This window comes from Pseudoxanthobacter sp. M-2 (assembly GCF_046156265.1).
In the GTDB taxonomy this organism is placed as follows: domain Bacteria; phylum Pseudomonadota; class Alphaproteobacteria; order Rhizobiales; family Segnochrobactraceae; genus CAMDHY01.
In genome coordinates this window covers 110,751-137,360 of record NZ_JAWDIR010000043.1, presented here as the reverse complement: position 1 = coordinate 137,360, position 26,610 = coordinate 110,751, and the positions used below count along the sequence as shown (strand labels likewise).

Below are 26,610 nucleotides of genomic sequence, written 5' to 3'. Positions count from 1 at the left end.
GATGGCGCTCGATCATGCCGCCCTGTCGGCGGGGCTCGCGGCAATCGCCGCCCACATGGAGACGGTCGCCGACGAGCTCAACGCCCTCGACGGCCAGCTCGGCGACGGCGATCTCGGGGTGACGATGGTGCGCGGCGGCCGCGAGGTCGTCGCCAGCCTGCCGAGCCTGCCGCCGGAGGTCGGCGAGAGCCTGATGAAGGTCGCGCAAGCTTTCACCAAGGTGTCCGGCTCGAGCTACGGCACGCTGCTCGCCACCGGTCTGATGTCCGCGGCGAAGGCGACGCACGGCCGCACCGACGTGCCGTGGAGCGAGGTGTCGCCGCTGCTCGAAGGCGCGCTCGAGGCGATGCGGACGCGCGGCAAGGCCTCGCTCGGAGACAAGACGGTGCTCGACACGGTGGCGGCCGCCGCCGAGGCGACGAAGGGGCTCGACGATCCGGCCGAAATCCTCACCGCCGCCCGCAAGGCGGTGGCCGAGACGATGGACCGCTTCCGCGGTCAGCCGGCGAAGATCGGCCGCGCCCGCATCTTCGGCGAGAAGAGCATCGGGCTCGACGACCCCGGCATGCGCGCGTTCAAGGACATCCTCGACGGGCTGGGGTGACAGCGGCCTCGCGGTTCGCGCCGGTTCCGCTCTGGCCCAGCCTCAGAGGCAGGTGCTGAGGGCGAGGACCGGGGCGAAGGTCGCGAGAGTAGAGGCGAGCGCCGCCAGTGCTGCGCCGAAGCCGACGGTGCCCAGGAACCGTCCGGGCGGGTCGCCGCCGTCTGCGAAAGCGGCCGGCCTTAGCGCCCAGGCGGCGGCGGCCGAGGCTGCCGTCGCGACGAGGAAGAGCAGCACCAGTTGCGCCCGCTGCAGGCTGACGAGGCCGCCGAGGCGCACCTCGTCCCAGCCGAAGGCGCAGCCGAATGACAGGCTTGCGTAGATCAGCACGAAGGCGAGCGCCCACACGGTGAAGCCGGCCGCGGGCAGCAGCAGCCGGGACGAACCCGCCCTCACCGCCCCGGCTCCACGCCGGCGAGCAGCGACAGCGCCACGGTTGCCGCGAGCGCAATGATGCCGGCGACCGCCGTGTAGTCGTGCCAGAGCGAGCCGATCCGGAGATCGACGCTGCGGGCGGCGGAGAGCCGTCCGGTGACGCTGCGGGCGATGCCGTGGAGGGCGAGGATCAGTCCGATCGCGGCATGCAGGGCAGCATAGGCGAGGACGATGAAGAGCACCGCGCGGTGCGCGTGACCCGTGGGTTCCGGTACGCCCGCGGCGAGCGTAACCAGTGCAGCGACGGCGGCGCCCTGCGCGAGCGCAGTGGCGACGAGCCACGGCATCGGCGACGCGCCCGCCGTCAGTCGCGACAGGGCCAGCCGGGCGGCGACGGCGGCGACGACCAGCGCCAGTGCGGCGATCGCCGAGGTCGCGAGATCGGGCGATGCGATCGCCGCGGGTGGCCAGGCCGGCGCCACCAGCCAGAGGAACAGGCCGCCGAACAGCAGCGACGCAAACAGCACCGCATCGGCCGCGAGGGTGAAGGTCATCGCCCACCATGAGGGTGGCCGCTCGACCTCCAGGTGCGTCGGCAGCTCGACGCCGTGGCCGACCGGCAGCGCCCCGATGTCGCGGCGCTCGCCGGTCGCGGCGGTCCAGGCGAGTAGCAGGCCCACGGTGACGGCGAGCATGACGAGCGCCAGCCAGTAGATCTTGAACAAGACGCAGAGCACGAAGCCGCCGGTGGCGAGCGCCGTCCACAGCGGCAGGAAGGTCGAGCGCGGCAGCACGACGATGTGGGTGGGGCGGCCGGTGACCATGTCGACGGCGATCGTCTCCATCCAGCCGTTGCGCACGGCGCCGAGAAAACCGTCGCCGCGGGCAAGGCGCGGCCCGAGTTCGTTCGGGTCGAGGCGGTCGGCGCGATCCTCGATGAGCGGCAGCGAGGCGAAGGCGTAGGAGGTGGCGGGCGTCGCCGTCGCCCATTCGAGCGTGCGCGCCCCGAACGGGTTGCGGCGTGTCGCCTTGCCGAAGCGCACCTGCACGATGACGTCGACGACGAAGAGCGCAAAGCCGATCGTCATCAGGAAGCCGCCGATGGAGGAGATCAGGTTGAGCCAGTCCCAGCCGGCTTCCGCTGGGTAGTAGGCGATGCGCCGCGGCATGCCGAGGAGGCCGGTGAGGTGCATGAGGAAGAAGGTGAGGTTGAAGCCGCCGAAGATCAGCCAGAAGGCGGGCACGGCGAGGCGGTTGTCGGAGGCGCGGCCGGTGACGTGCGGCAGCCAGTAGTAGGCGGCGGCGAGCATCGGGAAGACGAAGCCGCCGACGAGAACATAGTGCAAGTGGGCGACGACGAACTGGGTGTCATGGGCCTGGAAGTTGAACGGCACCATCGCCAGCATGACGCCGGTGAGGCCGCCCAGAACGAAGACGACGAAGAAGCCGGCGAGGTAGAGCATCGGCACGTCGAAGCGCGGACGGCCCTGCGCCAGCGTCGCGATCCAGGCGAAGATCTGCACCGCCGTCGGGATCGCCACCAGCCCGCTCGCCGCCGAGAAGAAGGCGAGCGCGAGGTGCGGGATGCCGACGGTGAACATGTGGTGGACCCACAGCCCGAACGACAGGAAGCCGACGGCGATGACGGCGATGACGATCGCCCGGTAGCCGACGAGCTCGTGGCGGGCGAAGGTCGGGATCATCATCGAGACCGCGCCCGCGGCCGGCAGGAAGATGATGTAGACCTCCGGGTGGCCGAACAGCCAGAACAGGTGCTGCCAGAGCAGCGGGTCGCCGCCGCGCGTCGGATCGAAGAACGGCAGGTCGAAGGCGCGCTCGAGCTCGAGCAGGATCGAGCCGAGGATCAGCGGCGGGAAGCCGAACAGCATCATCAGCGCGGTGACGAGCAGGTACCACGCCATGATCGGCATGCGGTCGATCGACATGCCCGGCGCCCGCACCATCAGGATCGTCACGGTGATCTCGACAGCGGCGCAGAGCGCGGAGATCTCGACGAAGGTGACGCCGAGCAGCCAGACGTCGGCGTTGATCCCGGGCGAATAGGTCGACGAGGTGAGCGGCGTATACATGAACCAGCCGCCGTTCGGCGCGACGCCGGCGAGCATCGCGACGATCAGGATCGTGCCGCCGAAGATGTAGCACCAGAAACCGTAGGCGCTGAGGCGGGGAAAGGCGAGGTCGCGGGCGCCGAGGATCTTCGGCAGCAGGTAGAGTGCCAGCCCCTCGAACATCGGAATGGCGAACAGGAACATCATCACCGTGCCGTGCATGGTGAAGATCTGGCTGTAGACCTCCGGCCCGACGAAGCCGCTGTGGGAGGTGGCGAGCTGGGCGCGGATCAGCATGGCGAGACCGCCGCCGATCGCGAAGAACACGAAGGCGGCGAGCATGAAGCGCTTGCCGACGATGGTGTGGTTCACCGCCGAGAGCCGGCCAAGGCCGGGCGGCGTGTCCCAGATGGCGGCGAGCTGCTTGTGCAGGCGGATCGCCGAGGGAGACGGCAGCGGCTCGTCCATCACTCGGCCTCCCGCGCCAGCACGGCGGCGTAGTCTTCAGCCGGGTGCGCCTCGACGGTGAAGCGCATGGCGCTGTGGCCCTCGCCGCAGAATTCAGCGCAGACGCCGCCGTAGCGGCCCGGGCGATCGGCACGCAGGCGGATGCGGTTCACGTGGCCGGGGACTGCGTCGATCTTGCCGCCGAGCCGCGGCACCCAGAAGCTGTGGATGACGTCGTCGCTGGTGACGACGAACTCGACGTCGCGACCGGCGGGAATGTGCAGGACGTTCTCGGTCATTCCGCCCTCGTTCTCCGGGTAGCGGAACTCCCACGACCACATGCGTGCCGCCGCCTCGATCCGCAGGGGCTCGCGGTCGCTGCGCATCAGCAGCGCCTCGCCGAGCGCGAAGGCGGTCGTCACGAGGGCCACGAGCACGACGGACGGCATCACGAGCCCGCCCCACACCACGAGGCGGCGCGCCGGCGCGGGGCCGAGACGCTGGGGCGCCAGCCACGCGACCAGGAGGACCGCGCCCACGCCGACGAAGAGCACGGCCGCGCCGGCGAGCATGATCCACCATAGGCGGGCGATGGCGTCCGCCGCGGGCCCTTCCGGCTGCAGGGTGGACAGGTCTCCCGAGCAGGCCGACAAGACGAGGCCAGCGGCGATCACGGCGGCCGGTGCGGCGAGCGGGAACCGCACGGCCGTCCGATGTGTTGGCGCTGAGGCCGGAGGTGCGACGTGAACGAGATCCGCGACAGGGACAACCCCGTCATCGAGGCGCTGGCGGAAGCGCCGGTGGAGTCTGCCGTGGCCGTCGCCGGCCATCCGCTGCACGCGATGAGCGTCCACTTCCCGATCGCGCTGGTGATCGCGACGCTTGGATGCGACGTCTTCTACTGGTGGACCGGCGACCCGTTCTGGGTGCGGGCCGGCATCTGGGCCTGCGGCTTCGCCTTTGCGACCGGTGTCGCGGCCGGCCTGGTCGGCACCGCCGAGCTGTTGCTGGTCGCCGGCATCCGCTCGCGGGTGGCGAGCTGGACGCACGCCATCGCGGCCATGATGCTGATCTCCATCATCGGCATGAACTGGGGCCTGCGCCTCGCCGACCCCAGCCAGGTCTTGCCGCACGGGCTGATGCTGTCGGTGCTGGCGAGCGTATTCACGGGCCTCGCGGGATGGCACGGGGGCAAGCTCGTGTTCGATCACGGCATCGGCCTCATCATTTCGGGAAAGGACTGAGGTCGACGACGAGGCCGCTGAGCCCGCCTGGATCGCGCAGCACGGGCGGGATGAGGTCGGGCAGCGCCGGCTTGGCGAGGACGATGAAGAGGACGAGGCAAACCGCAACCAGTGCCCCGGCCGTGGCCATCACGAAGCGCCAGACCGGATAGAGGCTGCCTTCCTCGAACAGACGGATGATGACGAGGCCGGTGAGGATGTGGATGACCACCATCACGCCGACGAACACGAGCTTGAGGGAGAACCAGGGCTCGAAGGTCTCGCGCAGGAAGATGAGCGCCGTGCCGGAGCCGACGGCGACGAAGGCCGCCGGCGAGACGATGCGGACATAGAGGAAGCGCACCATCGTCTGAAGGCGGTGCAGCGCGTCGTCGTCGGGAACGTGGGCGCGGCGGACATAGAGGCCGGGCAGGCAGATCAGCCCGGCGCTCCAGACCGCGATGGCGGCGACGTGCAGGAATTTCAGCCAGATCATCCGCCGGTGACCGGCTGCGCGCGCGCACCGTCTGCCACCGGCTGCAGGCGCAGGACGATCAGGATCATCGCGACGAGGTAGGGCAGCGCCGCGGGCACCCAGAGGATCAGGCCGGCAAGCTGCTGGTCCTCGAGGGGCGACAGGCCAAAGGGGATGGTCGTCGTGGCGTGAGCGGCATAGAGCGGCCGCGTCGCGAAGGTCAGCAGCGCGCCGAGCATGCCCATCTGCACGATGGTGGCGAGGAGGGCCAGCAACGCCGGTCCGGGTCGCGCGTGCAGCGACAGCACCGCCTGCCAGAACAAGACGCCACTGCCGAGAAGGCTCGCCTGCATCACCCAGTAGAGGGGCCCGGACGAGATCCCTGCGGCGTAGAGGGAGGGCGCGTGCCACATCCACATCGCCACGGTGCCGAGCGCCACCAACCCACCGAGGGACAGAAGCGGCGACCGCACGTGGTGGAGCCCGAAGGCCGTCACCAGCAAGGGAGCGGCGACGGCGACGAGGAGCACGTGGTGAACGGCCCGCGCGGAGAAGAGAGCCACGGTCAGGGAACAGAGCGGCGACAGGAAGAGAAGCGCCAGCAGCCCGACCCCGAGGGCGAGCGGCAGCCGGCCCCCTGCCCTCGTCGCAGCGTGGAGTACGACGAGAACCATGCAAACGCCGATCGCGACGATGTCGACGTTCCACGCGAACAGCAATTGCTCAGGGGTCGGCGCCGGGCCGCAGTAAACGTCTTCCATCGCCCCCTCGTCTGGCACCGGTCCACGGCGCTGGATGCCGCACCCGGCGTCCGTCGCACGATCGTGTGGACATCTGCTGGCCAACGAGGAAGTCGCAGAATGGTTCCAGCGGCCGACAGACGCCTGACCAAAGGCCGCCGAAGTCGTCACGACGCAGGGAGTTGAAGGGGCGCGCCGCGGGCTGCACACGCGGCAAGACGTGGGAGAGCGGGCGGCGGCGCAGGTGAGCGCGGCGCCGCTACCGGAACGTCTCGGACCGTAACGTCTCGAAGGGGCCGTCCGTCGCTCAATCCATGCGAGGCCGGCGCCTCCTGCTATCTGGAGGCGGGCTTGCGGCTCCGAACGGGACGGATCGCGGTCAGCGGGCTGCCACCGAAGGTCTTCTCCATCAGCGTCGTGCCGCTGGCGCCGGCAGTCTGGCTGCGGGCGGGCTCCAGGGTCTCCTGGGTCGCTACACGCTCGTGGCGCTCGTCGTCGCTGCGGATGCGATATTGGGGGGAATCGCCGCGCACCGGCAGCGTCGCCAGGATGCGGTAGACGCTCCCGGCGTCGGCCGAAATCCCGAAGCCGCCCTTCAGCCGCACCATTTCGCCCACCGCATAGAGGTGCAGGCTGCTGTCGCGGGGGGCGGGCGCGGACTGGCCCCGAATGTCGTTCGTGATGGTCATGGAGACTGTCGATCCTCGTCGGTGCGTTGGCGCGACCGGGCCGCCGGCCATGCCGCACGTTCCTGCCTGCGTCTGGTCGATCTGTTGAAGCCCTATCCGCGGGTCACTCGCCCGCCGGCCCGACGATGCGTCGGCCGAGGTCGGCGGCGTGCAGGACGTTGAAACCCACACTGCGCAACCAGCGCCCTGCGAGAAGTCTTTCGCGGAATACGACTCACCTGCCGAAGCGGGTGATTCCGTAAAATGTAAGAATTGAAAGCTTGCGCCTCGTTTGCGCTCAAAGCAAGGCAAATGCCACTATCGCCCGGTCACGGCGCGAATTCACCGTCATGCGGGACGATTGACGCGTTTCGGCCGATCACGGCGCGACAGTTTTTCGGTAGCGACGGAGCCCGGGCGCCGACGTGAGAAGTCGCACTGGACCCTTGGCACGGGCCCCATCGATTCGTCGGCGCTGCCAGAGGCCTTGGCGTTGCCGCCGCCGGTCGAGTCGGCTCAGGGGCGGCGGCCTTCAGCATCGACGACGACCTCGCCATCCTCCTTGGCGAAGGCCCCCTTCTGGGGGGCCGGCAGGATGTCGAGGACGACCTCCGACGGCCGGCACAGCCGGGTCCCGAGCGGGGTCGTGACGAACGGCCGGTTGATCAGGATTGGGTGGGCCATCATCGCATCGACGAGCACCTCGTCCGACAGCGCCAGGTCGCCGAGGCCGAGCGCGGCGAAGGGCGTGCCCTTCTCCCGCAGAGCCTGACGGATGGTCAGGCCGGCGGCGGCGATGGTGCTGATCAGCTCCTCGCGTGTCGGTGGCGTCTTCAGGTACTCGACGACCCGCGGCTCGAGGCCGGCGTTGCGGATCAGCCCCAGCACGTTGCGGGACGTGCCGCAGGCGGGGTTGTGCCAGATGGTGACGGTCGCCTGTTCGCTCATCGGTGGCTCCCGGGTGCGTCGGCCGCGGGGCGCGACCGGGTGGTGGTGCGTCGCACCGATGGGGAGGCCTCGTACCAGCCCTTGGTGCGGTTGACGATGGCGACCACCGACAGCATCACCGGCACCTCGACGAGGACGCCGACGACGGTGGCGAGCGCTGCCCCCGAGGACAGGCCGAACAGGGCGATGGCGGCCGCCACGGCGAGCTCGAAGAAGTTCGAGGCGCCGATCAGAGCCGACGGGCCGGCGACGCAGTGCTGCTCGCCGAACGCCCGGTTGAGCAGATAGGCGAGACCGGAGTTGAAGTAGACCTGGATCAGGATCGGCACGGCGAGGAGCGCGATTACCAGCGGCTGCGCCAGGATCTGGCCGCCCTGGAAGGCGAACAAAAGCACCAGCGTCGCCAGCAGGGCAACGAGCGACAGCGGCTGGACGAACCACAGGAAACGGCCGAGCGCCGCCCCTCCCCCGGTCGCCAGCAGGCGGCGGCGGATCAGTTGCGCGGCGATCACCGGCACGATGATGTAGAGCCCGACCGACAGGAGCAGCGTCTCCCACGGCACGGTGATGGAGGAGATGCCGAGGAGGAGCGCGACGATCGGCGCGAAGGCGACGATCATGATGGCGTCGTTGAGCGCCACCTGCGACAGCGTGAAGTGCGGCTCGCCCTTCATCAGGTTCGACCACACGAAGACCATCGCGGTGCAGGGGGCTGCGGCGAGCAGGATCAGGCCGGCGATGTAGCTGTCGATCTGGTCGGCCGGCAGCCAGGGGCGGAACAGCCAGCCGATGAACAGCCAGCCGAGCAGCGCCATCGAGAACGGCTTCACCGCCCAGTTGACGAACAGCGTCACCGAGATCCCGCGCCAGTGCCGGCCGACCTCGGCGAGCGCCGCGAAGTCGATCTTCACCAGCATCGGCACGATCATCAGCCAGATCAGCACCGCCACCGGCAGGTTGACGTTGGCGACCTCGGCCGATGCGATCGCCCCGATGAGCCCGGGTGCGACCCAGCCGACGAAGATGCCGGCGACGATGCAGAGGATCACCCAGAGGGTGAGATAGCGCTCGAACAGCGACATGCGGCGAGCCTCCGTCGCTCAGGCGACCGTGGTGTATGCGGGATGGGCGGCGCCGGCCGTCAGGCCGCCGGTGCGCTCTCGTCGGCCTTCGCCTTGCCGATGGCATCGAGGCGGGACTGGAGCGAGAGCCGGTCGAGCGAGCGGATCGGCAGGTTGACGAAGATCGAGATGCGCTGCGTCAGCATGCGGAAGGTGTCGGCGAAGGCGAGCCGCACCTCGGTCTCGGTGCCGCTGGCGCGGGCCGGGTCGGGCAGGCCCCAGTGCGCCGTCATCGGCTGACCCGGCCAATACGGGCATTCCTCGTTGGCGGCGTCGTCGCAGACTGTGAAGACGAAATCGAGCTCGGGGGCGCCCGGCGCGGCGAACTCGTCCCAGCTCTTCGACCGGAAGCGCGAAATGTCGAAGTTCATGCGGCTGAGCAGGTCAGCGGCGTAGGGGTGGACCTCGCCCTTCGGATGGCTGCCGGCCGAGTAGGCCGTGAACTTGCCCATCCCCTCGCGGCCGAGGATCGCCTCGGCGAGGATCGAGCGGGCGGAATTGCCGGTGCACAGGAACAGGACGTTGAACGGCTTGTGTTCAGCGGCGTCGCTCATCGGGGCGTCCTCGGAGGGGTAGTCAGGGCGGATTTTGGATCGGAGTGTGTGTCACGGTCCTTGTCGCCGCCCGGCGGGCAGTCGCAGGACGGTGCGAGGAGGTCGGTGATCGGTCCGCAGACCTCCGGCCGGCCGCCGCAGCAATCGGCGAGGAGAAAGGCGACGAGGCGGCGCATGCCGGCGAGATCGGCGCGGTAGACGATCGAGCGGCCGCTGCGCGTCGCCGAGACGAGGCCGGCGCGGGCGAGAATGGCGAGGTGGGTTGACAACGAGTTGTGCGGAGCGCCGACGGCGGCGGCGATCGCACCGGCCGCCAGACCGTCCGGCTCCTGCCGCACCAGCAGGCGAAACACCGCGAGCCGGATTGGCTGGCCGAGCGCGGCGAGGCCGGCCAGCGCGCGGGCGGACGGATCATCCGCGTCGTCGCCCGGCAAGTGCGAGGGCGTCGGCGGCGCGGCCGCGAGAGCGGAGATGAGATCGTCGGCTTCCATTCGTCGATGATTATCGACAGATCGAAGCGACGTCACGTGAACCTTGTGTGACGCTTCGGCGATCGCCATCGGCGACCGCCCGAGCCTCGCAGTCACATCGAGTTGCGCCAGCCCGGCGGGACGCCCCCGAGCCGCCCCCTCTCAGGCCTTGCGCTTGTTGTAGACGTCGAGGCAGACGGCGCCGAGGAGGACCAGACCCTTGATGACCTGCTGGTAGTCGATGCCGATGCCGAGGATCGACATGCCGTTGTTCATCACGCCCATGATGAGCGCGCCGATCACCGCACCGCCGACGCGGCCGACGCCGCCATAGGCCGAGGCGCCGCCGATGAAACAGGCGGCGATGACGTCGAGCTCGAAGCCGAGCCCGGCCTTCGGCGTCGCCGTGTTGAGGCGGGCGGCGAAGACGAGCCCGGCGAGTGCGGCCAGCACGCCCATGTTGACGAAGGTTAGGAAGGTCAGCCGCTCGGTCTTGATGCCGGAGAGCTTGGCCGCCCGCTCGTTGCCGCCGACGGCGTAGATCTGCCGGCCGATGGTGGTGCGCGTCGTCACGAAGCCATAGAGGGCGATCAGCGCCACCATGATCACGAGCACGTTCGGCAGGCCACGGTGCGAGGCGATCAGGTAGGCGAAGTAGACGATGACGGCAAAGAACAGCGCGTTCTTGGCGAGGAAGAAGCCGTAGGGCTCCACCTCCATGCCATGGTGCTCCTGGCGCGTCCGGCTCCTGAAATTCTGCCAGACGAGGCCGAGGGCGAGCAGTGCGCCGATGGCGAGCGACGTCGGATAGAGCGAGCCGGCGTCGGGGATTAGTTCGGGGATGAAGCCCGAGGAGAGCTTCTGGAACGTCGGCGGGAACGGGCCGATCGACTGGCCCATCAGGATCGCGAGCGCCAGGCCCTTGAAGACGAGCATGCCGGCGAGCGTGACGATGAAGGAGGGTATCTTGAAGTAGGCGACCCAGTAGCCCTGCGCCGCGCCGATCAGGCCGCCGAGGATGAGGCAGAGGATGGTCGCGGGCACGAAGTGCATGTCGTAGCTCACCATCAGCACCGCCGCGACGGCGCCGACGAAGCCCGCGACCGAACCGACCGACAGGTCGATGTGGCCGGTGACGATGACGAGCAGCATCCCCAGCGCCATGATGACGATGTAGCTGTTCTGCAGCACGAGGTTGGTGAGGTTGAGCGGGCGCAGCAGCGTGCCGTTCGTCACGATCTCGAAGAACAGCATGATGACGAGCAGCGACAGCAGCATGCCGTACTCGCGAAGATTGTTCTTCCAGAAGCCGCCGCCCCTGGCGGCGCCGGGCAGGGCTGCGACCTTCTCGGCAGTCTTGTCGGTCATGGGCGCTCCTCTCCCCGGCGCATGATGGCGCGCATGATCTTTTCCTGGGTGGCCCCCTCGCCCGGCATCTCCGCGACGAAGGCGCCGTCGGCCATGACGAAGATGCGGTCGCACAGCCCGAGCAGTTCGGGCATTTCCGACGAGATCACCACGACGCCTTTGCCGGCATCGGCGAGCTCGTTGATGATGCAGTAGATCTCATACTTCGCGCCGACGTCGATGCCGCGCGTCGGCTCGTCGAGGATGAGCACCTTCGGGTCGGTGAACAGCCACTTCGACAGCACGACCTTCTGCTGGTTGCCGCCGGAGAGCTTGCCGGTGTCCTGGTAGACGCTCGAGCAGCGGATGTGCATCCGCCCGCGATAGTCGGTGGCGACCTGCAGTTCCCTCATGTCGTCGATGACGCGGGCCGACGCGACGCCGTCGAGATTGGCGAGCGTGACGTTCTTGCGGACGTCCTCGGCGAGCAGGAGGCCGAGCTCCTTGCGGTCCTCGGTGACGTAGGCGAGCCCGGCGTCGATCGCGCGGCGCACGGTCGAGAGGTCGACCGGGCGGCCCTCCAGCTCGGCGCGGCCGGTGATCCTGCGCCCCCACGAGCGGCCGAAGACGCTCATCGCGAACTCGGTGCGTCCCGATCCCATCAGTCCGGCGATGCCCACCACCTCGCCGCGCCGGACGGCGAAGTCGACGTTCTTGATGACCTGGCGCTCGGGATGGATCGGATGGAAGACCGACCAGTCTTTCAGCTCGAAGATGGTCTCGCCGATCTTCGGCGTGCGCTTCGGAAAGCGGTGCTCGAGATCGCGGTCGACCATCTTGCGGATGATGCGGTCTTCTTCCACTGGCCCGTCGCGGCAGTCGAGGGTGTCGACGGTGCGTCCGTCGCGCAGCACGGTGATGCGGTCGGCGACGCGGGCGATCTCGTTCAGCTTGTGCGAGATCAGGATCGAGGCGATGCCGTGGGCGCGGAACTCGAGCAGCAGGTCGAGCAGCGCCTGGCTGTCGGTCTGGCTGAGGCTCGCCGTCGGCTCGTCGAGGATGAGCAGGCGCACGCGCTTCGACAGCGCCTTGGCGATCTCGACGAGCTGCTGCTTGCCGACGCCGAGGTCCGTGACGAGGGTATCGGGCTGCTCGTCGAGGCCCACCTTGGCGAGAAGCTCGCGGGTGCGGTTGTGGACGGCGGTGCGGTCGATGATGCCGAAGCGGGCGGGTGGACCCGAGATGAAGATGTTCTCGGCGATCGACAGCTGCGGGATCAGCGCCAGTTCCTGGTGGATGATGATGATGCCGAGCGTTTCGGACTGGGTGATGTCGCGGAAGTGGCGCTCCTCGCCGTCGAAGACGATCGCGCCCTCGTAACTGCCGTGCGGATAGACGCCGCTCAGCACCTTCATCAGCGTCGACTTGCCGGCGCCGTTCTCGCCGACGAGGGCGTGGATCTCGCCGGGCTCGACGGTGAAATTCACGTCCGACAGCGCCTTCACGACGCCGAAGGTCTTGGAGATGCCGCGCATCTCGAGAATGGCGTTCATCGCGGGCGCTCCGGGATGATGGGCGGGCGGGCGGCGGCCGGGTTCGGCGCGCCGCCCGCCCTGCGCCTCACTCGATCTGGTCCTTGGTGTAGTAGCCGCTGCCGACCAGCACTTCTTCCCAGTTGGACTTGTCCACTTCGACCGGCTTCAGGAGGTAGGACGGCACCACCTTGACACCATTGTCGTAGGTCTTGGTGTCGTTGACCTGGACTTCCTTGCCGCTGAGGGCGGCGTCGACCATGTCGGCGGTGACGCGGGCGAGGTCGCGGGTATCCTTGAAGATCGTCGAATACTGCTCGCCGGCGAGGATCGACTTGACCGAGGGCACCTCTGCGTCCTGGCCGCTGACGATCGGCATCTTCATGTCGCCGCTGCCGTAGCCGACGCCCTTCAGCGAGGACAGGATGCCGATGGAGAGGCCGTCATAGGGCGACAGTACCGCGTCGACGCGCTTGTCGCCGTAATAGGCGCTCAGGAGGTTATCCATGCGGGCCTGGGCGGTCGCACCGTCCCAGCGGAGCGTCGAGACCTTGTCCATGCCCAGCTGGCCGCTCTGGACGACGAGCGTGCCGTTGTCGATCAGCGGCTGTAGCACCGACATCGCGCCGTCGTAGAAGAAGTAGGCGTTGTTGTCGTCCGGCGAGCCGCCGAACAGCTCGATGTTGAACGGCCCCTTCGCCTCCGGCAGGCCGAGGCCCTTCAGGAGCGACTGCGCCTGCTGCACGCCGACCTGGAAGTTGTCGAAGGTCGCATAGTAGTCGACGTTCGGCGTCGCACGGATCAGGCGGTCGTAGGCGATGACGATGATGTCCTGGTCCTTCGCCTGCTGCAGCACGTCCGACAAGGTCGTGCCGTCGATCGAGGCGATGACCAGCACCTTGGCGCCCTTCGTCACCATGTTCTCGATCTGCGAGAGCTGGTTCGGAATGTCGTCCTCGGCATACTGCAGGTCGGTGCCGTAGCCGCGCTCGGTCAGCACCTTCACCATGTTGTCGCCATCGGCGATCCAGCGGGCGGATGACTTCGTCGGCATGGCGATGCCGACCGTCGGCTTGTCCTGCGCCAGTGCAGGTGCGGCGAGGAGTGCCGCCCCGAGCGCGAGGGCGGAGAGTGTCGCTGCGAACTTCATTGTTCCCTCCCAGGATAAAGCTGCCTGCGCCCGATCGAGCGGGCTTTTCGTCTTGCGCCGCGGTTGCGCGGTCGCACGTCTCCCGCCCTCGTCCGAGGGTCCGGGTTTCTCTCCGCCTCCCGCTTGCCCATCGGCCGCTACCGTGGCGGCCTCCGGGGGGCAGATGCGGCGACGCCGTGTTACGGCGCCGCCTTCGGCCTCAGTGGTTGTCGCGCGGGATGCCCATCGTCTGGGCGAGGCGCTGGTAGCGCACCGCCGGTTCGAGCACGGCACCGGTTTCCAGCTGGCCGACGAAGGTGCGCTGGATCTCCTGCCACGGCGTCTGGTGGGCCGGGTAGGCATAGCCGCCGGCCTTTGCGAGCGCCTCGCGCCGGGCCTCGAGTTCCTCTTCCGGGACGAGAATGTCCGCGGTGCAGAGCCGAAGATCGATGCGCACGCGGTCGCCGGTCTGGAGCAGCGCCAGCCCGCCGCCGGCCGCCGCTTCCGGCGAGGCGTTGAGGATCGACGGCGAGCCCGACGTGCCGGACTGGCGGCCGTCGCCGATGCAGGGCAGCGCATGCACGCCGGCGCGGATGAGGTAATCCGGCGCACGCATGTTCACGACCTCGGCTGCGCCCGGATAGCCGATCGGGCCGGCGCCGCGCATGACGAGGATGGTGGTGTCGTCGATGGCGAGCGCCGGATCGTCGATGCGGGCGTGGTAGTCCTCCGGCCCGTCGAACACCACGACCGGCCCCTCGAAGGCATCCGGATCGTCCGGGTTGTTCAGGTAGCGGTCGCGGAACTCGTCGGAGATGACGCTCGTCTTCATGATTGCCGAGGAGAACAGGCTGCCGCGCAACACGCGGAAACCGGCGCGCAGCTTCAGCGGCGTTTCGAAGGTGCGGATGACGTCGGCGTCGAGGATGCGCGCGTCGCGGCAGTTGTCGCCGATGGTGTGGCCGTTGACCGTCGGAGCACCCTCCTCGATCAGGTTGTGCCGCATCAGCTCGGCGACGACGGCCGGTACGCCACCGGCGTGATAGTAGTCCTCGCCGAGATAGTCTCCGGCCGGCTGCAGGTTGACGAGCAGCGGCACTTCCTCGCCGAAGGTCTGCCAGTCGTCGATCGAAAGCTCGACGCCGACGTGGCGGGCGAGCGCATTGAGGTGGATCGGCGCGTTGGTCGAGCCGCCGATCGCGGAGCAGACGCGGATGGCGTTGATGAAGGCCTCGCGCGTCAGGATGTCCGACGGCTTCAGGTCCTCGCGGACCATCTCGACGATCCTGAGACCCGTCCGGTAGGCCATCTCCTGGCGGTCGCGGTAGGGCGCCGGGATCGCCGCCGAGCCCGGCAGCTGCATGCCGAGCGCCTCGGCGAGCGAGTTCATCGTCGTCGCCGTACCCATGGTGTTGCAGAAGCCGGTGGACGGCGCCGATGAGGCGACGAGCTTGATGAAGCCCTGGTAGTCGATCTCGCCGGTGGCGAGCAGCTCGCGGGCCTTCCAGACGATCGTGCCGGAGCCGGTGCGCTCGCCGCGGAACCAGCCGTTCAGCATCGGCCCGACCGAGAGCGCGATCGCCGGGATGTTCACCGTCGCCGCCGCCATCAGGCAGGCGGGCGTGGTCTTGTCGCAGCCGATCGTCAGCACGACGCCGTCGAGCGGGTAGCCATAAAGCACCTCGACGAGGCCGAGATAGGCTAGGTTCCGGTCGAGGCCGGCGGTCGGCCGCTTGCCGGTCTCCTGGATCGGATGGACCGGGAACTCGATGGGGATGCCGCCCTGCTCGCGGATACCATCTCGGACGCGCTTGGCGAGCTCGAGGTGGTGGCGGTTGCACGGCGACAGGTCGGAGCCGGTCTGGGCAATGCCGATGATCGGCCGGCCACTCTGCAGTTCTTCCTGGCTCAGGCCGAAGTTCAGATAGCGCTCGAGATAGAGCGCCGTCATGTCGGCATTGTCCGGGTTGTCGAACCAGCTCTGCGACCGCAGCCGTCCGCCATTCCGCGGTTCATGGCCGTGCATCGGTATGCTCCTTGATCAGGCGTCGGCGAACGGGCGCCACAGTGGAAGGGCTCTCATTTACGGCGGGGACGGCCGGCGCAGATAGCCCCCGGAGGTGATGAACAAGACACAGGCTGGTGAGGGGCAGCGCGCCCCGAAGCGCCCTCACCGCCCCCACCGCAGCACCATCGGATCGAGCCTGCGCGCGATCTCGAGAAGGCCGGCGCGGGTCGCCGGGTGGAGCGGCGGCAGCGGCGCGCGCAGCGTCTCATGGGCGATGACGCCGCCTTCCTTCATCAGCGCCTTGCAGGCGGCGAGGCCGCACTGACGGTTCTCGTAGTTGATCAGCGGCAGCCAGCGTTCGTAGGCGGCGAGCGCCTCCTCGCGGCGACCGGCGAAATAGGCGTCGGTGATCTGGCGGATGCCATCGGGATAGCCGCCGCCTGTCATCGCGCCGGTGGCGCCGGCATCGAGGTCGGCGATCAGGGTGATCGCCTCTTCGCCGTCCCACGGACCCTCGATGGCGTCGCCGCCGAGCTCGATCATCGTCCGCAGCTTGGCGGCCGCCTGCGGCACCTCGATCTTGAAGTAGGCGAGGTTGTCGATCTCCCGCGCCATCCGGGCGAGGAAGGCGGCCGACAGCGGCGTGCCGGCCACCGGCGCGTCCTGCACCATGATCGGGATCGTGATGGCGTCGGAGACGGCCTTGTAGAAGTCGTAGATCGCCTGTTCCGGCACGCGGATGGTGGCGCCGTGATAGGGCGGCATCACCATCACCATCGCCGCCCCCGCCGCCTCGGCGCGGCGCGAGCGCTCGGCGCAGACAGCAGTGCCGAAATGCGTCGTGGTGACGATTACCGGCACACGGCCGGCGACGTGATCGAGCACCGTCGCCATCACCGTCTCGCGCTCGGCGTCAGTCAGCACGAACTGCTCGGAGAAGTTCGCGAGGATGCAGAGGCCGTGCGAGCCGGCGTCGATCATGAAGTCGGCGGCCCGCTTCTGGCCCTCGAGGTCGAGCCCGCCGTCGGCGTCGAACACCGTCGGCACGACGGGGAAGACGCCGCGGTAGGGGCGGTTGGCGGCTCGGGAGGGAAGGCTCATCGGGTGGTCGACCTCTTCATTCATTCCGGGGCCGTCACGGTCGGCGCGCCGGCGTGGCGCTGCCGGCCGTTGAGGATCACGGTGGTCATGGCCTCGGCCGCCGCCTCCCCGTCGCCCGCCTCGATGGCGTCGACGATGCGGCCGTGGGCGGCGACCGTGATGCGGTAGGCCTCCTCGTCCGCGGGTGCGCTGAGGACGAAGGACGAGCGTAGCGCCGCCTCGATGACGGCCCCGATCGAGCGCATGAACGGGTTGCCGGAAGCGCTGGCGATGCGCAGGTGCAGCGCGAGGTCCGCCTCGGCGAAGGCGGTCGAGCCGTGGCCCGATTCGATCGCCATCTGCCGCACGGCCGCCCGCATGGCAGCGACGTCCTCCGCGCTCCGCCGTTCGGCAGCGAGGGACGCGGCCCGTGGCTCGACGGCGAGCCGGATCTCCGCGAGGTCGCCGAGGAAGCGGCTGTCGATGCCCGCGTCGAGGTGCCAGGCGAGCACGTCGGGATCGAACATGTTCCAGGCGCCGCGCTCGCGCACCACCGTGCCGACCCGCGCCTTCGTTGTGAGCAGGCCCTTCGCGACCAGCGTCTTGACGCTCTCGCGCAGGACCGGCCGCGAGACGCCGAAGAGCACCGTGAACTCGGCGTCTCCGGGCAGCTTGGAGCCCGCCGGATAGCGTCCGGCGATGATGTCGATGCCGATGGTGCGCGCCACCTCGGCGTGGTTGGAGTGCGAGCGCCGGGCGGGGATGACGACGAGTTGCGGGCTCATGGCGCAGCCGCTCCCGGCAGCGCTGCCCCCGCTTTGCGTTGGCCGCGGCGCGACAGGCCGACGGACAGCTGCTGGAAGGCGATGAAGGCGAACAGCAGCAGGCCCGTGGCGATCTTGGCCCACCAGCTCGACAGCGATCCGTCGAAGCTGATGTAGGTCTGGATGAGCCCCTGGATGAGGACGCCGATGAAGGTCCCGAACACCGTGCCGTAGCCCCCGGTCAACAGCGTGCCGCCGATCACCACAGCCGCGATGGCGTCGAGTTCGACGCCGACGGCCGACAGCGAATAGCCGCTCGATGTGTAGAGCGAGAAGACGATGCCGGACAGTCCCGCGAGCAGGCTCGAGAACATGTAGATGCGAACGGTCGTCGGACCGACGCGCACACCCATCATCTCGGTGGACGCGCGGCTGCCGCCGAGTGCGTAGACATTGGCGCCGAAGCGCGTCGCGTGCAGCAGCACCGCGCCGGCGAGGACGACAGCGAGCATCAGGATGGCGATCAGCGTCAGCCGCCCTCCTCCCGGCAGCCGGATCACGGTGCTGGAGATCTCCGCATAGAGCGGCGCGTTGATGGCGATCGATTCCGTCGACATCAGGAAGCTCGCACCGCGCGCCAGGAACATGCCGGCGAGGGTGACGATGAAGGGCGGCATCTCGAGATAGTGGATCACCGCCCCCATGCCGGCGCCGAACAGCGCCGCCAGCACCAGCACCGCCGCGAACGCCACCGCCGGCGGCCATCCGAGATGCTCGATGGCGATGGCCAGGAAGACGGTGGTGAAGCCGATCACCGAGCCGACCGACAAATCGATGCCGCCGGAGATGATCACGAACGTCATGCCGACGGCGACGATGCCGAGGAAGGCGTTGTCGGTGAGGAGGTTCGCCACCACCCGCGTCGAGGCGAAGTTCGGGAACTGCAGCGAGCAGGCGATGAAGACGGCGATGAAGACCGCCGTCGTGACCAGGACGGGAAGGTGTCGCCTCATCGGGCCCTCCTGCGCAGGACGCCCGCGAGGCCGATGAGCCGCGGCGACTGGACCAGCAGCACCGCCATCACCACCACCGCCTTGACGACGAGATTGAACTGCGGCGGGTAGCCGGAGAGCAGGATGCCGGTGTTCATCGCCTGGATGATCAGCGCGCCGAGCACAGCGAGGCTGATCGAGAAGCGCCCGCCGAACAGAGACGTGCCGCCGATGACCACCGCCAGGATGGCGTCGAGCTCCAGCCACAGGCCGGAATTGTTGGCATCGGCGCCGAGGATGTCGGCGGCCGCGATGACGCCGGCCATCGCCGCGCAGAGGCTGCACCAGACGTAGACGGCGATCGTCATGGCTCGGGTGCCGATGCCGGCGAGCGTGCTCGCCCGCTCGTTGCCGCCCGTCGCCTCGATCATCAGCCCGAGCGCCGTGCCGCGCACCAGCAGCAGCGTGATCACCAGCATCACCACGGTGATCGCGACCGGCGCCGGCACCCCGAGCACGGACCCACCACCGATCCAGGCGAGCGCCGGGTCGGTGAAGGTAACAATGCGGCCCTCGGTGATGAGCTGGGCGATACCGCGGCCGGCGACCATCAGGATCAGCGTCGCGACGATCGGCTGGATGCCGAGGCCGGCGACGAGGACGCCGTTCCACAGACCGCACAGCAGGCCGACGCCGAGCGCGGCGGCGAGCGTCACCGGCAGGGAGTGGCTGTCGGCGAGGCTCGCGGCGATGGCGCCGCAGATCGCCATGACCGCACCGACGGAGAGGTCGATGCCACGCAGCGCGATGACCAGCACCATGCCGATCGACAAGAGCGCCACCGGCGCCCCGCGATTGAGGACGTCGATCAGGCTGCCGAACAGCCGGCCGTCCTGCAGGCGGATGTCGAAGAACTGCGGGGAGACGACCCAGTTGATCGCCAGGATGACGAGCAGCGCGAGGATCTGGGGGACGCCGCTGCGCGGCAGGCGGAGGGTCATGGGTTCCGCCTCACGCCGCCCTGGGGGCTTCGCCGGCGATGGCCGCGACGATCGCCGGGACGCTGACGTCGGCACCGGCAAGTGTCGCCACGTGTGCGCGATCCCGGAGCACGGCGACTTCGTCGGCATAGACGGCGATCTCCTCGAGCTCGGAGGAGACGACGAGCAAGGCCATGCCCTCGGCGCAGAGCTGGCGGATCAAGCGGATGATCTCGGCGTGGGCGCCGACGTCGATGCCGCGCGTAGGCTCGTCGAGGATGAGGAGGCGCGGCTCGGTGGCGAGCCAGCGGGCGAGCAGCACCTTCTGCTGGTTACCGCCGGACAGGAGCCCGATCGGGCGCTCCGGGTCGGCGGGGCGGATGTCGAGCAGGCGGATGAAGCGGCGGGCGATCTCGTCCTGCTCTCGCCGCGCCAGCGGCTTCAGGATGCCGCGACGGGCCTGCAAAGCAAGCACGATGTTCTCGCGCACCGTCAGCTCGGCGACGATGCCCTCGGTCTTGCGCTCCTCCGGGCAGTAGCCGAACCCGTGCCGGACAGCCTCGCGAGGGCTCGCGAGCCGCACCGGGTGACCATCGACGGTGACGGTGCCGCAGTCGGCTCGCTCCGCCCCGAAGACGAGCCGCACCGTCTCCGTGCGCCCGGATCCGAGCAGGCCGGCAAGGCCGACGACGTCGCCCCTTCGCAACGTCAGATCGAAAGGGGCGAGATAGCCGGATTTGCCGACACCCTGGAAGGCCGCGACGACCGGGCCCTTCGCCTCGTTGCCGGTCGCGGCGCGTTCGTGGGTCGCTTCCGTGAGCTCCCGGCCCAGCATCATGTGCACGAGGTCGAGCCTCGGCAAATGCGCGGTCTCGCGCTCGCCGACGAGGCGACCGTTGCGCAGGACCGTGATGCGGTCAGAGACGGCATAGACCTGATCGAGGAAGTGGGTGACGAAGACGATGCCGATGCCGCGGGCGGCGAGCTGGCGCATCACCGCGAACAGGACCTCGACCTCGTGGGCATCGAGGCTCGCGGTCGGCTCGTCGAGGATGAGGACGCGGGCGGATAGATCGACGGCGCGGGCGATGGCGACGAGGCTCTGCACGGCGACGGAGTATTCGCCGAGGGGGGCGTCGACGTCGAGATCGAGGCCGAAGCCGGCCAGCACCGCGCGGGCCCGGCGCCGCATCTCGCCGCGACGGACAAGGCCGAAGCGGGTCGGCTGCCGGCCGAGATAAAGGTTCTGTGCCACCGAGAGGTTCGGCAGCAGGTTGACCTCCTGGTAGACGGTGGCGATGCCGGCGGCGACGGCTTCGTCGGCGGTGTCCGGAGCGATCACCTCGCCGGCCAGGCGGAAAGTTCCCGCATCACGTGAATAGATGCCGGTCAACGCCTTGATAAGCGTCGATTTTCCAGCACCGTTCTCGCCCAGCAGCGCATGGATCTCACCGGCACGGACGGTGAGGTCGACGGCATCGAGGGCGCGCACGGGGCCGAAGCTCTTGCTCAGCCCCCGGATCTCGAGGAGTGGCGGCGCCGAGACGTCGGGCGGCATGAGGCGGTCCGGACTGGTGGACGGGAGGCTGCGAGGGCGGGACACGGCCGGCGCCCGCATGGGGCGCCGGCCGCACCGGTTGGCTCAGTAGCCGAGGTCCTTCTTGCTCTCGTAGACCGCCATCGGGTCGTCGGCGGCCGTGTAGAGCTTCGATTCCGTCTGGATCCACTTCGGCGGAACCGTGCCGTTCTCCTTGAAGGCGACGATGGCGTCGAAGGCCGGGCCGGCCATGTTCGGCGTCAGTTCGACGGTGGCGTTCGCCTCGCCGGCGGCCATCGCCTTGAAGATGTCGGGCACGGCGTCGATCGACACGGTGAGGATCTCGGAGCCGGGCTTCAGGCCGGCTTCCTTCATCGCCTGGATGGCGCCGACCATCATGTCGTCGTTGTGGGCGTAGACGGCACAGATCGACTGGCCGCCACCCTCGGCCTTGATGAAGCTCTCCATCACTTCCTTGCCCTTGGCGCGGGTGAACTCGCCGGTCTGGCTGCGGACGATGGTGACGTTGGCGTGACCGGCGATGCCTTCCTCGAAGCCCTTCTTGCGGTTGGTCGCGACGCTGGCGCCGACGGTGCCCTGGAGCTCGACGACATTGCAGGTCTTGTCGCCGACCGTCTTCACGAGCCACTCGCCGGCGACCCGGCCCTCGTGGACGCTGTCGGAGGTGACGGCCGTCAGATAGAGGTCCTTGCCGGACGGATCGATGTCGCGATCGAGCAGGACGACCGGAATCTCGGCCTCCTTCGCCTCGGCGAGCACCGTCTCCCAGCCGGTCGAGACGACGGGGGCGAGGAAGATCGCATCGACGCCCTGGGCGACGAACGAGCGGATCGCCTTGATCTGGTTCTCCTGCTTCTGCTGCGCGTCGGCGATCTTCAGCGTGATGCCGCGCTTCTCGGCCTCCACTTTGGAGACCGTCGTCTCGGCGGCGCGCCAGCCGGACTCGGAGCCGATCTGCGAGAAGCCGACCGTGAGATCGGCTGCGATGGCAGCCACAGGCAGCGCCGTCACGGCGAGGCTGAGGCCGAGGGCGGTCAGGCACGAGAATACGGGCGTGCGGGCAGTCATCGGGGCGTCTCCCTGGGGTGCACGGACATGCAGGCGCTTCTGCCGAGCGCTGGTCATGATCCTCCCACATCACATCCGGCTTGAATAGTCATATTATTTTACTTTTAGCGGCCGTTCCGCCGGTGCGGCAGGCCTATGGAGGCCCGGCGACGTCCTTCTGGCGATGCTGTGACTGGACCTCGCGCGCTACCGACTGCATGTTCGTGCCGCAGTCGGTGCTGCGGGGGAAAAGGCGACGGATCAACGGAAGGCGTTTGTGCCGGTTCAACCTAGCAGCGAGCCTCCCAGACCTTCCCCCCGCCCCGGTACCGCGTGGCTCGCCGCCAGCGTGCTCGCCGTCGTGCTCGTCCTGAGCGTGGTGGGGTTGTCGCTCTGGCAACAGAGGGCTGATGCCTGGCGAGCCGCGGAGCGGACGGCGGAGAATCTCCTTACGATCCTGTCCCTCGAGATCGCCAATCGCTTTGCGCTCGTCGATATCGTGCTTCGGGAGGCGGTGGACAGCTTCGCCGACACCAGCATCCCCAAGGACGCCCAAAGACGGATCCTGGCGCGCGCCGCCGCGACGGAGCGCTACATCGGCGCGGTGCTGATCCTCGACCCTAACGGAGAGATCGCGCTCGATTCGCAGAGGCCCGCCCGGAGCGCGAACTTTGCGGACCGGGACTACTTTTCCGTCCACAAGGAGCAGCCCGACCACGGGCTCTTCGTCAGCCGACCTTACCGCAGCCGGCTCCGGGGCGGGGACCCGAGCATCGGCTTCTCCCGGCGCCTCGTTTCACGTGACGGGTCATTCGCCGGGGTCGCCCTTGCAGCGTTGCGGCTCGCCTATTTCCGGGAGTTGCTTGCGAGCGTCGATGTCGGTCAAGGCGGAATTCTCGCCATCAATCGCACCGACCTCGTGCTCGTGGCACGCCAACCACCGCTCCTGGACGACCGGGACATGGGGATGGACGTCTCCGGAAGCTCGAACTTCCAGCGCATCATCCGGGAGCGGTCGGGCACCTTCACGGCGACGGCGGCCATCGATGGCGTCGAGCGCCTCTACTCCTTCCAGCCGATCCAGGGGACCGACCTCTTCCTGTCGGTCGGGCTGTCCGTCGACACGATCTTCGCGGAGTGGAACCGGCGCGCCCTGGTCATCGGCGCCGCCACGCTCTTCATCTGCGCCCTGCTCATCGGTCAGGCCCTCTTGCTACGCCGGGAGCTCCGCCGACGCACCGCGGCGGAGGCGGATCTGGCGCTGCTGTCGATGACGGATTCGCTCACCGGGCTACCGAACCGGAGGCACTTCGACGAGTTCCTCGCCCGGGAATGGCGACGCGCGAGCCGAACGGGAGCGACGCTCTCGATGCTGCTGATCGACGCCGATCGCTTCAAGGACCTGAACGACCGCTTCGGCCATGTCCGGGGCGACGAGGTGCTGCGCCAGCTCTCCGCCACGATCGATGGAGCGATTCGGCGTCCGGGCGATCTCGCCGCCCGCTACGGCGGCGAGGAGTTCGCGGTGGTGATGCCGGATACCGACGCCGCCGGGGCGCGGCGGGTTGCGGAGGCGATCCGCTACCGCGTGTCGAAGCTGGGCGTCGGCGATGGGTCGACGCTGACCGTCAGCATCGGCGTCGCCACCGCCAAACCGACGCCGGATACACCGGTCGCTTCCCTCATCGCCCAGGCGGATGCGGCGCTTTATGGCGCGAAGAGTGCGGGCCGCGACCGGGTGCACGACTCGGCTGTCGATCCGTCCGCGCACCGGTCTGCAACCGGCACCGTAGCGCTCTGACGCGGGGGCTGGGCGACCGCCGCCTCGACGGGCCGGCGCAGAAAAAAAGGCCGATCGCGAGGCGATCGGCCTAAGTCTAGGGAGGAAACGCCCAAGGAGGGCGATTCAGAAGCTAGCGCTGCGGTGCACAAAAATCAAGTGTGCATCGCACACCAAAACGAGAGCTGGAAGGGTCGACGCCTCACAGCATCTCGAGCGGCACCGACCTGCGCGGCGGCGGGAACAGCGCCGCGAGGCGTGCCCGGTCATCGTCATCGAGGCGCAGCGCCGCAGCGGCGATGTTGTCGTGCAGGTGCGTCGCCGTGGCGGTTTTTGGGATCGCGATCGTTCCGGGCCGATCGAGAACGAAGGCGAGCGCGAGCTGCGCGGGCGTCACGCCCTTGTCGGCCGCGAGCTGCCGCAGCCCGGAATGACGAACCAGGCGCCCCTGCTCGACAGGCGAATAGGCCATGATCGGGATGTTGTGCTCGGCGCACCAGGGCGCCAGATCGAACTCGATGCCGCGCCGCCCGAGGTTGTAGAGCACCTGATTCGTGGCGCAGGCCTTCATCTCGTCGAGCGCGGCCAGTTCCCGCATGTCGTCGATGTCGAAATTGCTGACGCCCCAGCGTCGGATCTTGCCGGCCGACAGCAGCTCCTCGAAGCCGGCCAGCGTCTCGGCGAGCGGCGGGCTGCCCCGCCAATGCAGGAGGTAAAGGTCCAGGCGGTCCGTCTTCAGGCGGCGGAGGCTGCGCTCGCAGGCGGCGACGGTGCCGCGGCGCGTGGCATTCTCGGGCAAAACCTTCGAGACCAGAACCACCTCGTCCCGGCGACCCGCGATCGCCTCGCCGACGATGGTCTCGGCCTCGCCGTCCGCATACATCTCCGCGGTATCGATCAAAGTGAGGCCGAGATCGAGACCGAGCCGCAGCGCAGCCACCTCCTCCGCCCGCCGGCTGGCCGCCTCCCCCATGCGCCACGTCCCGAGCCCGAGCACCGGGTAGGGCTCGGCGTAAGGCGGGGGAAGCGTCTGGATCATCACTCGGTCCGGCATCGTCGCGGTCCTTTGTTGGGTGGGGGCACGCGCCGCGACCCTACCCGGCGTCGCCCTGCAGGCAATCCTGAGCGACCCTGACGCGCCTCACCAGACTTCGCCCCGTTCGCGAAACCTCGGGCCTATGATGGGCCAACCCGTCAGAACGTGGCATTCTGGAACCCATCAGAAGAACCAATTTCCGCTTGACCTCCGCCCGGGCCCATGTCGATAGTCGTGCAAACGTTTGCGTAGCGGTCAATTTGCCGTTACGACGCGCTCATCGCCCAGATGAAGCAGGGAGGGAAAAACCAAATGAAGACCCACAGGACCCGTTTGGCGGCACTTGCCGCCTCAGCCGCGATCGCCGGCCTTCTCGCCGGCGGCGCCCAGGCCGCCGACCCGATCAAGATCGGCGCCTCGCTGCCGCTCACCGGAAACTTCTCCGTCAGCGGCACGAAGCACCAGCAGGGCTACCAGCTTTGCGTTGATCTCATCAACGCGAAGGGCGGCGTCGACGGCCGCCAGCTCGATCTGATCGTCTCCGACAACCGCTCCGACACCGAGACGGCGATCAGCCAGTACGAGCGCTTCGTCAACGCCGACAAGGTCGACATCCTGTTCGGCACCTTCTCCTCGAAGCTGTCGTTCCCGGTCTCGTCGGTGCTCGAGAAGTACGGCATGGTTCACCCCGTCCCCGCCGGCGGCGCTCTGCGCATCTGGTCGCAGGGACACAAGAACATGTTCTACTTCCAGCAGGACGTCGCCGAGTTCATGGGCGGCTCACTGACGGAAATGATCGCCGAGCGCATCCCCGAAGACCAGCGCCCGAAGACGGCCGCCCTCGTCAAGGCTGATGACTTCTTCGCCAACGGTATCGCGGCTGGCCTCGCCGGTGGCACCGTGTCGAACCCCGGTGGCGGCGTCGTCGCCGACCTCGCGCCGGGCTTCCTGAAGGAGATCGGCGTCGAGCTCGTCATGGAAGAGACGTGGCCCGAGGAAGGCTTCTCCGACTGGCTGAACCTCGCCAACTCGATCAAGCAGGCGAACCCGGACCTCGTCATCGGTCTCACCGCCTCGGCGGAAGAGGCGGTGCAGCTGACGCGCGCCCTGCAGACCGTCAAGGCGCAGCCGAAGTACCTGTTCTTCAGCCAGGGCACGCAGTCGGAGTACAAGACCGGCACCGGCGCTGCGGCCGAAGGCGTGATGATGCCGACCTCCTGGCATCCGGCGGTGGCCTTCGTCGGCGAGCTCGCCGGCGAGACCTTCACCAACGGCGACTTCGTGGCTGCCTTCACCGAGAAGTTCGGCTTCGCGCCGGACGAGGACTCCGCCATTCCCTTCGCCGTCTGCCAGGGCATGGAGCAGGCGATGCGCGGTGCCGCATCGACCGACAACGCCAAGCTGTCGGAGTGGCTGCACGCCCGCACGAAGGCCGAGCCGGTCAAGACGGTTCTCGGGCCCTTCTCGTGGGACGAGCGCGGCGTGCCGGAGGACCGCTCGGTCCTCGTGGCGCAGTGGCAGGGCGACGACCTGAAGTTCATCTATCCGACGAACGAATTCGAAGGCGTTGCGGAAGTCATCTTCCCGAAGCCGCAGTGGTGAGCCGCTGACGCGCTGACAACCAGAAGACTACCGGTGCCGCCCGCGGGCGGCACCGGACGACGTG

General features: G+C 68.7%; 25 protein-coding genes. 4 read left to right on the top strand and 21 right to left on the bottom strand.

Annotated elements, in window-relative coordinates; genetic code table 11:
- Position 1: 1 nt before the first annotated feature.
- Positions 2–604, top strand: a complete 603-nt coding sequence (locus RUR49_RS18310) for a dihydroxyacetone kinase subunit L (protein WP_409147844.1) — start codon at positions 2–4, stop codon at positions 602–604.
- Positions 605–646: 42 nt separating this feature from the next.
- Here RUR49_RS18310 and RUR49_RS18305 read toward each other — a convergent pair whose 3' ends face one another.
- From RUR49_RS18305 to coxB, 3 genes are read right to left on the bottom strand one after another with little or no spacing between them, the layout of a single operon-like run.
- Positions 647–997: a hypothetical protein gene (locus tag RUR49_RS18305; RefSeq protein WP_409147843.1), complete on the bottom strand. Its 351-nt coding sequence runs from the start codon at positions 995–997 to the stop codon at positions 647–649.
- Positions 994–3,513, bottom strand: a complete 2,520-nt coding sequence (ctaD, locus tag RUR49_RS18300) for a cytochrome c oxidase subunit I (RefSeq protein ID WP_409147842.1) — start codon at positions 3,511–3,513, stop codon at positions 994–996. Before ctaD ends, RUR49_RS18305 begins: the two co-directional genes overlap by 4 nt.
- Complete coding sequence (gene coxB, locus RUR49_RS18295; protein WP_409147841.1) at positions 3,513–4,196, bottom strand: cytochrome c oxidase subunit II; 684 nt, start codon at positions 4,194–4,196, stop codon at positions 3,513–3,515. The genes ctaD and coxB overlap by 1 nt, the downstream gene beginning before the upstream one ends.
- 48 nt (positions 4,197–4,244) lie before the next feature.
- Here coxB and RUR49_RS18290 point away from each other — a divergent pair, with 48 nt between their 5' ends.
- Positions 4,245–4,736, top strand: a complete 492-nt coding sequence (locus RUR49_RS18290) for a DUF2231 domain-containing protein (RefSeq protein ID WP_409148127.1) — start codon at positions 4,245–4,247, stop codon at positions 4,734–4,736.
- Here the strand turns inward: RUR49_RS18290 and RUR49_RS18285 are convergent.
- From RUR49_RS18285 to ytfQ, 17 genes are all read right to left on the bottom strand, one after another.
- Entirely contained in the window at positions 4,717–5,211 is a 495-nt protein-coding gene (locus tag RUR49_RS18285; RefSeq protein ID WP_409147840.1) for a CopD family protein, read from the bottom strand. The two genes, RUR49_RS18290 and RUR49_RS18285, sit on opposite strands and share 20 nt — an antisense overlap.
- Complete coding sequence (locus tag RUR49_RS18280; RefSeq protein ID WP_409147839.1) at positions 5,208–5,951, bottom strand: cytochrome c oxidase assembly protein; 744 nt, start codon at positions 5,949–5,951, stop codon at positions 5,208–5,210. Before RUR49_RS18280 ends, RUR49_RS18285 begins: the two co-directional genes overlap by 4 nt.
- A gap of 314 nt (positions 5,952–6,265) precedes the next feature.
- Positions 6,266–6,619, bottom strand: a complete 354-nt coding sequence (locus RUR49_RS18275) for a hypothetical protein (RefSeq protein WP_409147838.1) — start codon at positions 6,617–6,619, stop codon at positions 6,266–6,268.
- A gap of 495 nt (positions 6,620–7,114) precedes the next feature.
- A complete protein-coding gene (arsC, locus tag RUR49_RS18270; protein ID WP_409147837.1) occupies positions 7,115–7,546 on the bottom strand; it encodes an arsenate reductase (glutaredoxin) in 432 nt (143 codons plus the stop codon).
- On the bottom strand, positions 7,543–8,628 hold the full coding sequence (gene arsB, locus RUR49_RS18265; RefSeq protein ID WP_409147836.1) for an ACR3 family arsenite efflux transporter: 1,086 nt from the start codon (positions 8,626–8,628) through the stop codon (positions 7,543–7,545). Before arsB ends, arsC begins: the two co-directional genes overlap by 4 nt.
- 59 nt (positions 8,629–8,687) lie before the next feature.
- On the bottom strand, positions 8,688–9,221 hold the full coding sequence (locus RUR49_RS18260; RefSeq protein ID WP_409147835.1) for an arsenate reductase ArsC: 534 nt from the start codon (positions 9,219–9,221) through the stop codon (positions 8,688–8,690).
- Positions 9,218–9,712: an ArsR/SmtB family transcription factor gene (locus tag RUR49_RS18255; protein WP_409147834.1), complete on the bottom strand. Its 495-nt coding sequence runs from the start codon at positions 9,710–9,712 to the stop codon at positions 9,218–9,220. Before RUR49_RS18255 ends, RUR49_RS18260 begins: the two co-directional genes overlap by 4 nt.
- A 141-nt stretch (positions 9,713–9,853) precedes the next feature.
- Positions 9,854–11,059, bottom strand: coding sequence for a multiple monosaccharide ABC transporter permease (mmsB, locus tag RUR49_RS18250; RefSeq protein WP_409147833.1), 1,206 nt, complete (start codon positions 11,057–11,059; stop codon positions 9,854–9,856).
- The gene (mmsA, locus tag RUR49_RS18245; protein WP_409147832.1) at positions 11,056–12,591 is read right to left on the bottom strand and encodes a multiple monosaccharide ABC transporter ATP-binding protein; all 1,536 of its coding nucleotides are present in this window, start codon (positions 12,589–12,591) and stop codon (positions 11,056–11,058) included. Before mmsA ends, mmsB begins: the two co-directional genes overlap by 4 nt.
- 67 nt (positions 12,592–12,658) lie before the next feature.
- The gene (gene chvE, locus RUR49_RS18240; protein ID WP_409147831.1) at positions 12,659–13,720 is read right to left on the bottom strand and encodes a multiple monosaccharide ABC transporter substrate-binding protein; all 1,062 of its coding nucleotides are present in this window, start codon (positions 13,718–13,720) and stop codon (positions 12,659–12,661) included.
- 199 nt (positions 13,721–13,919) lie between these two features.
- A complete protein-coding gene (locus tag RUR49_RS18235; protein WP_409147830.1) occupies positions 13,920–15,725 on the bottom strand; it encodes an IlvD/Edd family dehydratase in 1,806 nt (601 codons plus the stop codon).
- Positions 15,726–15,869: 144 nt separating this feature from the next.
- Complete coding sequence (locus tag RUR49_RS18230) at positions 15,870–16,808, bottom strand: dihydrodipicolinate synthase family protein (protein ID WP_409147829.1); 939 nt, start codon at positions 16,806–16,808, stop codon at positions 15,870–15,872.
- Between the two features lie 20 nt (positions 16,809–16,828).
- Complete coding sequence (locus tag RUR49_RS18225; RefSeq protein ID WP_409147828.1) at positions 16,829–17,572, bottom strand: FadR/GntR family transcriptional regulator; 744 nt, start codon at positions 17,570–17,572, stop codon at positions 16,829–16,831.
- On the bottom strand, positions 17,569–18,564 hold the full coding sequence (gene yjfF / locus RUR49_RS18220) for a galactofuranose ABC transporter, permease protein YjfF (protein WP_409147827.1): 996 nt from the start codon (positions 18,562–18,564) through the stop codon (positions 17,569–17,571). Before yjfF ends, RUR49_RS18225 begins: the two co-directional genes overlap by 4 nt.
- Positions 18,561–19,544 carry an ABC transporter permease gene (locus RUR49_RS18215; protein WP_409147826.1) on the bottom strand — a complete coding sequence of 328 codons (984 nt, stop codon included), beginning with the start codon at positions 19,542–19,544 and terminating at the stop codon, positions 18,561–18,563. Before RUR49_RS18215 ends, yjfF begins: the two co-directional genes overlap by 4 nt.
- Positions 19,545–19,554: 10 nt before the next feature.
- Complete coding sequence (locus RUR49_RS18210; protein WP_409147825.1) at positions 19,555–21,081, bottom strand: sugar ABC transporter ATP-binding protein; 1,527 nt, start codon at positions 21,079–21,081, stop codon at positions 19,555–19,557.
- A gap of 84 nt (positions 21,082–21,165) precedes the next feature.
- The gene (gene ytfQ / locus RUR49_RS18205) at positions 21,166–22,149 is read right to left on the bottom strand and encodes a galactofuranose ABC transporter, galactofuranose-binding protein YtfQ (protein WP_409147824.1); all 984 of its coding nucleotides are present in this window, start codon (positions 22,147–22,149) and stop codon (positions 21,166–21,168) included.
- Between the two features lie 328 nt (positions 22,150–22,477).
- Here ytfQ and RUR49_RS18200 point away from each other — a divergent pair, with 328 nt between their 5' ends.
- Positions 22,478–23,929, top strand: a complete 1,452-nt coding sequence (locus RUR49_RS18200; protein WP_409147823.1) for a diguanylate cyclase — start codon at positions 22,478–22,480, stop codon at positions 23,927–23,929.
- Between the two features lie 181 nt (positions 23,930–24,110).
- Here the strand turns inward: RUR49_RS18200 and RUR49_RS18195 are convergent, their stop codons facing one another.
- Positions 24,111–24,947 carry an aldo/keto reductase gene (locus tag RUR49_RS18195; protein ID WP_409147822.1) on the bottom strand — a complete coding sequence of 279 codons (837 nt, stop codon included), beginning with the start codon at positions 24,945–24,947 and terminating at the stop codon, positions 24,111–24,113.
- 309 nt (positions 24,948–25,256) lie between these two features.
- On the opposite strand from RUR49_RS18195, the gene RUR49_RS18190 reads away from it, so the two are divergent.
- A complete protein-coding gene (locus RUR49_RS18190) occupies positions 25,257–26,546 on the top strand; it encodes an amino acid ABC transporter substrate-binding protein (protein ID WP_409147821.1) in 1,290 nt (429 codons plus the stop codon).
- The last annotated feature ends 64 nt before the right edge of the window (positions 26,547–26,610 follow it).